Origin of the sequence: Methylomonas sp. (assembly GCF_023228165.1) — a bacterium.
Taxonomy (GTDB): Bacteria; Pseudomonadota; Gammaproteobacteria; order Methylococcales; family Methylomonadaceae; genus Methylomonas.
Map to the genome: position 1 here is coordinate 1 of NZ_JALOBS010000066.1, position 10,452 is coordinate 10,452.

At 46.0% G+C, this 10,452-nt stretch carries 11 protein-coding genes and 1 pseudogene; 10 read left to right on the forward strand and 2 right to left on the reverse strand.

The genetic code is table 11. From position 1 onward, the window contains the following. The 10 genes and pseudogenes from M0R33_RS23950 to M0R33_RS23995 all read left to right on the forward strand — a co-directional run. Positions 1–245: pseudogene (locus M0R33_RS23950) on the forward strand (hypothetical protein); the annotation flags it as partial. A 132-nt stretch (positions 246–377) separates the two neighbouring features. Next, positions 378–1,973 carry an ATP-binding protein gene (locus tag M0R33_RS23955; protein ID WP_292574480.1) on the forward strand — a complete coding sequence of 532 codons (1,596 nt, stop codon included), beginning with the start codon at positions 378–380 and terminating at the stop codon, positions 1,971–1,973. A gap of 273 nt (positions 1,974–2,246) precedes the next feature. After that, positions 2,247–2,720, forward strand: a complete 474-nt coding sequence (gene radC, locus M0R33_RS23960; RefSeq protein ID WP_292574481.1) for a DNA repair protein RadC — start codon at positions 2,247–2,249, stop codon at positions 2,718–2,720. A 327-nt stretch (positions 2,721–3,047) separates the two neighbouring features. Further along, positions 3,048–3,329 (forward strand): flagellar transcriptional regulator FlhD, encoded by a 282-nt coding sequence (locus M0R33_RS23965; protein ID WP_292574482.1) that lies wholly within the window; start codon positions 3,048–3,050, stop codon positions 3,327–3,329. Next, positions 3,330–3,956, forward strand: a complete 627-nt coding sequence (locus tag M0R33_RS23970; protein ID WP_292574483.1) for a FlhC family transcriptional regulator — start codon at positions 3,330–3,332, stop codon at positions 3,954–3,956. 20 nt (positions 3,957–3,976) lie between these two features. Next, entirely contained in the window at positions 3,977–4,564 is a 588-nt protein-coding gene (locus M0R33_RS23975) for an STAS-like domain-containing protein (RefSeq protein WP_292574484.1), read from the forward strand. Positions 4,565–4,575: 11 nt separating this feature from the next. Continuing rightward, positions 4,576–5,049, forward strand: a complete 474-nt coding sequence (locus M0R33_RS23980; protein ID WP_292574485.1) for a FlhC family transcriptional regulator — start codon at positions 4,576–4,578, stop codon at positions 5,047–5,049. Between the two features lie 306 nt (positions 5,050–5,355). Continuing rightward, positions 5,356–6,435, forward strand: coding sequence for a tyrosine-type recombinase/integrase (locus M0R33_RS23985; protein ID WP_292574486.1), 1,080 nt, complete (start codon positions 5,356–5,358; stop codon positions 6,433–6,435). Positions 6,436–6,876: 441 nt separating this feature from the next. Then, the gene (locus M0R33_RS23990) at positions 6,877–7,887 is read left to right on the forward strand and encodes a type IV toxin-antitoxin system AbiEi family antitoxin (RefSeq protein WP_292574487.1); all 1,011 of its coding nucleotides are present in this window, start codon (positions 6,877–6,879) and stop codon (positions 7,885–7,887) included. Next, the gene (locus tag M0R33_RS23995; protein ID WP_292574488.1) at positions 7,850–8,707 is read left to right on the forward strand and encodes a nucleotidyl transferase AbiEii/AbiGii toxin family protein; all 858 of its coding nucleotides are present in this window, start codon (positions 7,850–7,852) and stop codon (positions 8,705–8,707) included. Before M0R33_RS23990 ends, M0R33_RS23995 begins: the two co-directional genes overlap by 38 nt. A gap of 535 nt (positions 8,708–9,242) precedes the next feature. On the opposite strand, the gene M0R33_RS24000 is transcribed toward M0R33_RS23995, so the two are convergent. Both M0R33_RS24000 and M0R33_RS24005 read right to left on the reverse strand, forming a co-directional pair. Then, positions 9,243–9,818, reverse strand: a complete 576-nt coding sequence (locus M0R33_RS24000; RefSeq protein ID WP_292574489.1) for a hypothetical protein — start codon at positions 9,816–9,818, stop codon at positions 9,243–9,245. A gap of 37 nt (positions 9,819–9,855) precedes the next feature. Next, on the reverse strand, positions 9,856–10,404 hold the full coding sequence (locus tag M0R33_RS24005) for a hypothetical protein (protein WP_292574490.1): 549 nt from the start codon (positions 10,402–10,404) through the stop codon (positions 9,856–9,858). Positions 10,405–10,452: the final 48 nt, after the last annotated feature.

A 10,452-nucleotide genomic window follows, 5' to 3' on the forward strand; every position in this document is an offset into this window, starting at 1 on the left:
ACACCGAAGTGAACAAGCAGTGTCCACGCAGTAGCCGGCATGTCCATTTCGATCCCTTTTGGGCGATCAAATACGGCGGTGAATCGGAACGGGAAAAAGGCCATGGCCTGCTAACCCAAGCCATGAGCAGCGTGTTGGCCAGCCGGGGTATCGATCCCGATGCGGTATTGGAAAACGAACAATCCAGCTTGCTGGAATGGACGGGCTCATTACCATCTTCTACCGACCTGGCTTTGGCATCGTAATCCGGTGTTATACAGGTCTTTAACTTAACCACTGGGCTAGCCATTACTACCCGCCTCGGGGAGATGATCCGTTCTCCCCGTCGGGGTTGGACAGTGTCGTTTCCTCGGGGCTTTTTAATTTGAGGAACTCACATGAAAACCACACAATTATCGGTAAACCCCGAAAAATTGATTAACAACCTGCGTTTCAGCTTTACCCAGTCCACCACGGTACTGGGCGAACTGATGCAGAATGCCCGCCGCGCCGGCGCCAGGTTCATCAGCTTCGAGTATTCGGAAGACGCTCGAACCTTGACGGTGTTTGACGATGGCTGCGGCATCGCCTGTTTGAAAACGTTACTGACCGTGGCCGAGTCCGGCTGGGATGTTGAGGTCATCGAACGGGAACATCCGTTTGGCCTGGGATTTTTGTCGGCCATTTTTGCCTGCGATGCTATCAGCGTCGACAGCAAAGGCGGTCGATTTTCGGTGGATACGGCTGAGCTATTGGCCTTCCAACCGATTGTGATCGAATCCGCAGACTGGCAAGGCATCACGCGTTTGACGCTGACCCAGTTCAAACCGGAAGCGGATCAAATTGAATCCCAGTTGCGTCGCTTGGCGCGGGGATTTCCGATTGAAGTACGTTTTAACGGTGCCAGCCTGGATCGGCCGCGATCGGTCAACTCAACATTACCGTTCATCGAGACCGAACTGGGTGATCTGTATTTGTATGGCTTATCCCAGGGCGAAGACTGGTTACGACAGTCGGAGTATTTTCATCTGTATCTGCAAGGCTTACCGGTCTATCACAGTCACCACGAACGAGACCCCGGTCATGTCATCCACTTGGATTCAAGCCGGTTTTTCGCTCGGTTGCCCGACCGGGATAAATTGATCGATGAAGCACAGGTGATTGCTGAGGTTAAGAACGTTCTGCAACGGGAAGCCAGGCAACGACTGGAAGCGATCAAGACCGAGTTGTCGACTGAGGCATTTGTGCTTGGCTACGACACCTTGAAAACTTACCGCTGCCTGGATTTACTGAATGACGTGCCGTTATTGCCGAAACAGGTATTGGCCATCATTCAGGATTATCCGATCAAGGAAGGTTGCAGCAGCGTCAATTTGGCAGTGGTTTCGCAACCGGTCAGTCGAAGCGATGTGGAAAACGGCCTTGTCAAAGTTGCCGACCTCGATGATCTCGATGAGGTCGGTGCGCTACGCTGGATGTTCGCTTGGCGCCGGGATTATCGAATATTTCGACCGGGGCTGGATGCCGGGCATTGGCTATGTTCGTACCTGGTCGATTTGAATGGGCCGGAAGTCACTTTGGACATAGTCAATGAATCGCACCGCGCTTATTTTGCGGGGCAATGGGTAAGTGGTCAGGCGGTATTTTGTGAACAGTACCGGTTAACCCTGAATGGCGAGTCTGTCGACATCGATAACGATGCCGTCTATGACGAGGACCAGGATCGCTTCATCGTACCCAGTCGGGAGACATTCGGATTGGTGGTTTGCCAGGCATCGTCCTACTACGACGAATGGGATACCTTCATGGAGTCCGCCAAGGAAGCCGATGAATGGGATTTTCATAACTTCGTGGTGGCCAACACGACTGACAAACCGGCGGATGCATTGCAACGACTGCTGCCGAAATTTGGCAGTTGTCCGGCCTTGTTTTCCCGGACCTTTCAAATCGTGCTTGGCAATAGTGGCGATGTCGTCACCGTTGCGGAAATGTAGTCGAAACCCAATCGGGCCGATGGCCGCGGCTGTCTTAGCGCGTGCCTTTTGGCTAGCTTTCTGGCGAACGACAACTTAACAAGCACATATTCCAAAACAACTGACGCATTAATGGCGTCGCTTAAGCGTCTTTAGCGAAATTTTCTCTGCCGACGGTCAACGTCTGCAGGCATCGCTGACGACGCTTTGAACATTTTTGACAACCCTTCCGGAGAAAGTCCACCCCGGAAAGGGACGGCTTTCTCCAGTTTTTAAGATTACGGGAGAAAGCCCATGTTATACATTCGAGGAACCAATAATCGTTACCGTATGGCCGATGAACAGGATGTCATCTTAGAGGCCATTCAGATCTACAACCGCAACTTCAGTCGAGGCGAAGCCTTGACCAGTCCTGACAAAGCGAAGGACTGCATCAAATTAAAATTGGCGCCGTATGAGCACGAAGTATTTGTGTGTCTGTTCTTGGACAATCAACACCGCGTCATCGCTTGCGATGAATTGTTCCGGGGTACGATTGATGGCGCTAGCGTATATCCGCGCGAAGTCGTCAAGGCCTCGTTGCACTATAATTCCTCGGCTCTAATCATGGCCCATAATCACCCATCAGGGATTAGCGAGCCCAGTCAGGCCGATCGCGTGATTACAGCAAAACTTAAAGAAGCCTTGGCCTTGATAGACGTTCGCGTACTTGATCACTTCATCGTCGGCGAAACCGTGTATTCATTCGCTGAGCATGGCTTGTTGTGAGCTTGCTTTTGGGCAATCAAGGCAGACCAACACCTCACAGGACGTGGAGATTGGTCCAATAGGCTATTTCAAGAAAAAATGTGATAACAGCGCCCCGTCCTTCAGACGGTGGCGCATTTTTCCATTATGATGCATTTTTGTTAATTGCTTCACAATTATTGCCAGCATCTTCCGTTTTATCCTGTTTTTTCACCGTCTCCCAGTCAACGCCCCGCAAAGTCTTGCGAGGAAAGTACCCCAAATCAGACCACTTTCCGTGTGAGATTTTTCCAGTGTGTGGGCCTAGCATAACGCCTAACGAATTTGCCGAACACGGGAAGACAAGTAATGTCGACACTGGAAGAAGATCTATCGCAACTCAATTTTGAATATCTGATGCTGGCTCGTGAATCTGTCCGTAGCAACGCGCTGGAAGCCGCCTGGCGTTTTGGTCTGAATCAGAAACAGCTCAGTGTCATGGAAACATTGACAGTGGAAAAGATGCGGGCATTGGCGGGTAACAGTCGGGCCATCATTCGTTTATTACCGCTAAAGACTCCACAGCATATGGCACCGTCCGTGCATAGCGCATTGCTGATGTCCGAGCTTGATAACGCGGAGGATGTCTGAATGTATCGGATACCCAGCGAAATAACTTTGCCGGAATTTTTGGAAACCTTGGCCATGGCGAACAAACTCATTCGGTTAGGGGCAAGGCCACCAGTCGTTCAGCATCTCTGTGGCATCGGTCGGAAGGTGGCGATTCGTCTGCACAAGGACGCCCATCACAGCCCATCAAAATCAGGCATGTTGCCGTACGATTCTTATTGGATTGCCCGTTCATCACTGAATGCGCTGCATGCTTCGACTTTTCTGGGCATTTTTGCGGATATCTCTCAACTCCACGGTCAGAATTCTATCAACGCTAGGCGATTCTTGGCTGCGTACGCGTTGTATAGCGAAGTATTTCGGCGAGCCAATAATCTCAATGGTTTGGGCGTTAGCGCTGATCGCGGTAACTTATTGGTTATTAACCGTGCTTGGCATCTTATTCAACAATTAAATAGCCGGGAAAGTCGGCTCGTTTTATGCGAAACCTGTCAATCCCGGCATATCGTACTGAACACAGTGCCAAAATTTTACCAACGCTGCCCAATTTGTGAGGTTTGGGCTGAAAAAAACATACGTCGCTACAAGGTGGCTTGTCTTGGCAGGCAAGTCGATCAAGCTCGGGATGCACGGTTGTCGACGACTTAACCACCGACAAGGAGATTGTTATGTATGTCGTCATCAAGCACCTCACCAAACTGAAAACACCCCAGACCTGTCATGGTAAGCAGCTGGTAAAACGAGCGAGAGAATGTTTTTTGCTCAACGAGTGCCTGACACTGGATTTTGAAGGGGTCGAATCCATCTCTAAAGGATTTTTTCAGGAAGCCATCCTCACGCTAGTGAACGAGTTTGGAGCTGACTTCCTCAAATGCAAGTTGCAGGTAGTCAATATGAGCCCGGCTGTAGAAGCAATCATGCAAGATGCCTTGACCAAAGTGGATGAATTTGTAGATAGATTGATGAGCCAGAATCAGGAGACCGTTGATCAAGAGCTCTATGATCTGAATCTGGCGTGGCTGGTAAAGGTGCGCACCACAGCCCGAGAAAATGCTCTACAAACGCATTTAATCATGGGGATTGCCGATGAAGCGTTGCGATTGGCTATTGCGAATTTGTCCATGGACGAGATGCAAGCCCTGGCTCGATCTGGCTGTTTATGTTTTGCACCACGCTTTACGTCGCAATTTATTCAGGGATTCAGACAGCGTCACCATGATCTGGTTGATTTGTTGTTGGCTTTCACTGCGGGTTAGATGGAGTGGTCATGTTAGATAACTACAAGCAACAAACACTGGCCCTTGAACTCATCAAACGCAAAGCCCGTATTGGCACGATTCATCAAGAAACAGCCATTTCAATTAAATGGTTGCGAAAAGCTTATCGTCAATATCATGGGTTTTCTGCGCGTTCCGGTGATAATAAACAATCCATTCACGCGCTCACCCGCTCTAACCAACAATATAAAGAGGCTGCAGCCTTTGCTGCTTGTTATAGACAGGCTCAGTTCATCATCGACCAACGCAGTATTTACCAAGTCATCAATGCTTTTGATGCTTTTAAGAAAATGCACCCGGCCAGCAAACTGGATTTCTCCGAAACCAGTGTGATTATTGAAGAACTATTAGCCAACACAATTGAACTGACTCGATGTCCTGTTTGTAATTGCTGGAATTTGCTGCGCGCCCGGATGAATCATATTGAGCGGTGTGGGGTTTGCAAGGCACGTTTGAAAAAATGAGATTGAGCAGGTGCATGGCGGTTTTTTAATTTTCAAGTTGGCAGTAAGAATCCAGGAAGTTACAGCCTATTTTTGCCTGATTGGCGGAATTTAAAACATGACGAATAATTACCCACCAAGAATCTTAAGGCTGCCAGAAGCACAGTATTACTCTGGTATGGGGCGAACCTTGTTTGATCGTGAGATTCGTCCCAATCTTCCCGAAATTCAAATGGGAAACCAAGGTATTGGCTTTGATCGACTTGACCTGGATCACGCTTTAGATGAATATAAAACCCGCAACGTGAGGGTTAAGGAGCAACCATTATGGCAAGAAACAAACTCCCAGGGTTGTACTGGGACAAGAAAACAGGGAAAGGTTCCGTCGACAAACGGATCGACGGGATCGGAAGAGTTCGCCACCGCTTTACAGCGAGCTCGCAAATCGAAGCAGAGGCGGAATACCACAGGGCAGTAGCACAGGCAAAAGTTGTTGCATCAACACCCGAGCAAAAGCTATTCCGTGAAGCGGCAACCAAATATTTATCGGAGGAAACAAAATCGAGCATTGATCGAGATGCACAATGTTTGGCGAATCTTGATCCTTGGATTGGTCATTTGCGAGTCGATCAAGTCCACCAAGGGTCAATACAACCCTACATTGAGCATCGTAAAACTCAAGGCATTAAAAGCAATACCATTGCACGAGAACTTGCAGTCGTCAGACGCATTTTGACACTGGCGTCTCGGGTTTGGCGTGATTTAGACAATCAACCTTGGCTATCAACAGCGCCTTTATTTCGAATGCCTGACTGGAAAGATGCGGCAAAGCCATATCCGCTTTCCATAGATGAGCAGCACCGTTTTTTTCAGGAGTTGCCTGGACATCTATCAGAAATGGCGTTGTTTGCAATTCATACCGGCGCCAGAGAGCATGTAGTGGCCGAATTGCGATGGGAATGGGAGGTTCGGATACCAGAAATTCAGTCGTCGATTTTTCTGGTGCCTGGCGAATTTACTAAAAACGAGACCTCCTGCATGCTAGTGCTCAATAGTATTGCCAGAAATATCATTGAAGGCAGGCGTGGAAAATTGGATACGCATGTTTTTGGGTTTAGGGGAAAGCCGGTGGGCCGGATGCATAATACCGCGTGGAAAAATGCATGGATCAGGTCAGGACTTCCTGTCGGCGATGATGTTTTATCTGGTCCACATAACTTAAGGCATACATTTGCAAGGCGCTTGCGTTTAGCAGGTGTGCCATTGGAAACGCGGAAAGCATTGATGCATCACATAGACGGTGATATCACCATTCACTATTCACCTGCGGAAGTGGGTGAGTTGGTAAGTGCTGTTGAGAAGCTGACCACTGTGGAAGGGGTGACCATGTTGCGTTTAGCATCATGATTTACCCACTGGGTAATTTGGAAGAGAGCGGACATAAAAAAACCAGTCGCCAGATCAAAGCTAACTGGTTGATTTTTATATCGATTTGATGGTGGGTCGTGTGCGATTCGAACGCACGACCATCGCATTAAAAGACCGAAATATTTTTAACATTTATTATATAAAACAATGCCTTACATTCTGCCAATTAAGTCATTGTGAGCCTTGCAAAGCCTGATTTTATGAGAATGTGCAATTGAAAAAAGCACATTTTGCGCACACTAAAATCGTCCGTCTCATTCGTTATCACCAGATTGTAAATCCGTTTCAACCCCTCCTGTATGTCGTATGAAAGTTTCTTTTTCGCGCCTATCCATACATGTGTTCATTATTTTAGTCTGTGCAATATTAATGAACAGGCTAAAATAATGAACACGACATTGCCTAACAGGTCACCTCACCGTGAACACACCAGAAATCGAGATATTCGATACAGCCATTGAAAAACTCAAACAGAACACGGGCTTCACTGTCGAGATAAATAAAAACGACATTGATACAACCGGCTTTATAGAAACCGGTACGAGCCGTTTGCCGGTCGCAATTGATATGAAAAGGTCAGTCACCAATAGTGTCATTCCCGCACTTAAACATCAATTCACTCAGATGAATGAACATGGGTTACTGGTTGCTCACTATATCAATCCACTGATGGCGGAGCGTCTGAGGGGAATGGATATCTGGTTTATTGATACCGCCGGTAATACCTATATCAAAGCGCCGCCTGTCTATGTCTATCTAAAAGGTAATAAGCCTTCTGAGACTCAAAAAGCACCACCGACCAATAGGGCTTTTACCCCTGTCGGCTTAAAAATCGTCTATGCATTATTATGTCAGCCAAAATTGGTCAATGCCCCTTATCGTGAGATGGCGCAAACGACTACGGCAGCATTAGGTACCGTTGCCTTGGTTTTCAGAGATTTGACCAAGTTGGGTTTTATCGTCGACATGGGCTCTCGCGGCCGTCGTTTAAAAAACCGCAAAACGCTATTGGAGCGCTGGCTTATTGCCTATCCGGAACAACTTCGACCCAAACTTGAAACCGGAAGATATCGTGCAACAGACCCGAATTGGTGGCAAACCGCCGATCTGCAGAATATGCAAGCCTACTGGGGGGCTGAAGTAGCCGCTGATAGACTAACTCATTATTTAAAACCTCAAATCATTACGCTTTACGTCATAGAAGAAAGGGCAACCCAATTTAAAATGACAAACAGACTTCGTAAGGACCCTGACGGCGATATTGAAATCCTAAAGACTTTTTGGGATGTGGAAAGTGAATTCAATCAAGCGGATATCGTCAACCCGATACTCGTTTACGCCGACCTGATCGCTAGTGGTGACCCACGAAACATTGAAACCGCACAAATTTTATATGAGCGCGAACTTGCAGAACATTTCCGGGAAGATTAACGAACCGATTCTAGCCATCTACACTTTAATCGCTGATGTTGCCCAACAAAACAACTTGCCGTTTTTCATCATTGGCGCTACGGCCAGAGATATTATCTTTGAACATCTGCATGGCATCAAAGCCCCTCGAGCGACTAGAGACATCGACTTAGCGGTACAAGTGGCAACCTGGCAAGATTTTGAACAGCTCAAAACTCAGTTGATTGAAACCGGAGAAATGGTCAGTGACAAGATGATTCAGCGGTTGCGCTACCGTGGCGAAATCCCGATTGATATCGTTCCCTTTGGGGATATTGAAGCAAACGGCAGCATCCTCTGGCCGCCGGAATACGATATAAAAATGACTGTGACGGGGTTTCAGGAAGCCTATAACAACACCCAAGTGATTCGTTTCAGGGAAAACCCACCATTGGACGTTAATGTGGTGACACCGGTTGGTTTGATGGCATTAAAAATCATCGCCTGGAGTGAGCGTTATCCACAGGCATTAAAAGATGCTTTGGATATCGCCTTTATTTTGCGCAACTTTCTCGATGCAGATCATCAATCGCTATTGTGGGAAAAACATGATGACCTTATAAAAGAAGAGATCGACTACAGGCACGTCGGAGCCAGAGTATTGGGCCGGGAAATAGCCAAAATCTTAACGCCCCGTAGCAAGCAATTGATCAAGGACATTCTGGCCCATGAAACCGGCGATCAGAAAATTTACCGGTTGGCAGAAAATATGATGAGTACACCTGAGCAATTCCAGGAAAATCTCGAATTATTGGATGCGCTATATCGCGGTTTGATTGAAACGCAGCCAGTTCAATCATGAAAAATCTAAAATGTCGGCCAAACACTCGATCAACTCAGCCTCCAAATCTGACTAAAAAGTAAGTCAATAATTTTTTCCATCTCGCTTCCTTGCAACCATTGCCAAATACCGGCGGGTTTGAAGATTTTAAGTTTTCAGGCCAAAGCCTGTCATTGAACACCTTGTGATGAAAACTTTTAAAAGTTAATCGTGCGTAAGCATACGAAATCGGCCAAATCCGTGCGATAAGCATGCCTGCGAAATTTTTCATTCCTAAGTTCGGCGAATGGCAGCTTTTCGGCAAGCAACCATGAGTCCCCTTTGGCTCGACTCGACCCGTTGCGGTCAGTCGCATTTCTCTAATCCGGCCAGTCAGGCAAATCCAGATTCTGGGGCTGGAGGACTACAAAGCCGCCGTTGGCGACTTCACTGAACGGCCATTTTGCAACATTCAAATATTGAAATGTATGGCAGCGGCAGATTGTGAGGAGTCATTCGGACTTCTCCGAAGCCGTCGTCCAATAATGCAAAACTGGGGCAGCTGTATAATCGCAAATTACCGACATGTCTTGTCTTTATATTTTGTTTTTTTGCATGAGTGAATGAAACTCTCATCACAATATATGCTAACTATAGACTTTGCTTGATTCAATTCATTAGAATAATCTCTTCTATCTGCAGGCGGCTTATAATCAAATTTTGGAACAGGTGAGTTGATATACTTATCAATATAATAATAGGGATTTGAATTATATTTAGGCCTATTCTGATTTTCTATTTTTGATCTTTCTTCTTCTCTTTCCCGCTCCGCTTGTTCTTCTCTTGCTATTTTTGCCATTTCCAAAGACAAGCGTTTAACCTTATCCTTAGCTCTTTCACATGAAGCAATATTATTTGCTATACACTCACTAAGTTCACCCTCTGATACTTCGGTTGTTGTAGTGCAAAATGCCTTTTTACAATCATCTTCGAATGCTCTACGCGCTGCATTCATATCAGTTTTTGTTCTATCAACATCTTTAATTTTGTGGTCAACGCAGCTTCTATAATTGTTATATTGAAATTTGTCAACGAGAGACCAGCTATAACATTGAAACGGAAAAAAAAGTAAAATCAAAAGCATTACCTTCATAAATTATCCCTTAACGGTTTAAAAGATTTAGCAATTTTCATTGGTAGCCAAGATTATTTCTAACTTTCTTAGCTAAAGCAGATGAAAATTCAATTAACGATTCACTGTAATTATCATCGAGCTTAAATCCACTCAATGATAACTTCTCAAATATTGGGCTAACATAATCTATGCATGAGTTAGATTCATTTGCTGTTCTGCTTGGGTTTTTATCTAGGTATTGTTTAGCATTGTGAGCATGCAACGAAATTTCTTGATTTATCGAATTTGCGATTTCAATATTTTTATTATTATTTTTTAAAGTAATTGCTGCATATGTCGCGTATGCCCTTCCGTATTGCAAAGACATAATATTAACACCACCAACTTGATTAGCTAATGCAAAAGAATTCATAGCGTAACCGAAAACACCAACACAAAAACCTATCTTTTCAAGGTTCCCATCCGCATTTACTGGCTTGCTGATTACAAAACTGCAAATTATTGCAATAATAATCGTTATATAAAACCTGAATCCGTGCTCTCGGTAGCCTAAACGCCCCCGACTACGTATAAGCGCATTTTTTTCGGTAGACTGGACCATCATCGCGTTGTTTTTATCGTCCTACGGTCGAATTTTTCCTCAAAAAACTTG

Bases quoted from the DNA above. Each gene is read 5' to 3' on its own strand.
- M0R33_RS23975 (WP_292574484.1), top strand. From the start codon at position 3,977: ATGTATGTCGTCATCAAGCACCTCACCAAACTGAAAACACCCCAGACC.
- M0R33_RS23980 (WP_292574485.1), top strand. From the start codon at position 4,576: ATGTTAGATAACTACAAGCAACAAACACTGGCCCTTGAACTCATCAAA.
- radC (WP_292574481.1), top strand. From the start codon at position 2,247: ATGTTATACATTCGAGGAACCAATAATCGTTACCGTATGGCCGATGAA.
- M0R33_RS23985 (WP_292574486.1), top strand. From the start codon at position 5,356: ATGGCAAGAAACAAACTCCCAGGGTTGTACTGGGACAAGAAAACAGGG.
- M0R33_RS23955 (WP_292574480.1), top strand. From the start codon at position 378: ATGAAAACCACACAATTATCGGTAAACCCCGAAAAATTGATTAACAAC.
- M0R33_RS23970 (WP_292574483.1), top strand. From the start codon at position 3,330: ATGTATCGGATACCCAGCGAAATAACTTTGCCGGAATTTTTGGAAACC.
- M0R33_RS24000 (WP_292574489.1), bottom strand. From the start codon at position 9,818: ATGAAGGTAATGCTTTTGATTTTACTTTTTTTTCCGTTTCAATGTTAT.
- M0R33_RS23995 (WP_292574488.1), top strand. From the start codon at position 7,850: ATGAGCGCGAACTTGCAGAACATTTCCGGGAAGATTAACGAACCGATT.
- M0R33_RS23965 (WP_292574482.1), top strand. From the start codon at position 3,048: ATGTCGACACTGGAAGAAGATCTATCGCAACTCAATTTTGAATATCTG.
- M0R33_RS24005 (WP_292574490.1), bottom strand. From the start codon at position 10,404: ATGATGGTCCAGTCTACCGAAAAAAATGCGCTTATACGTAGTCGGGGG.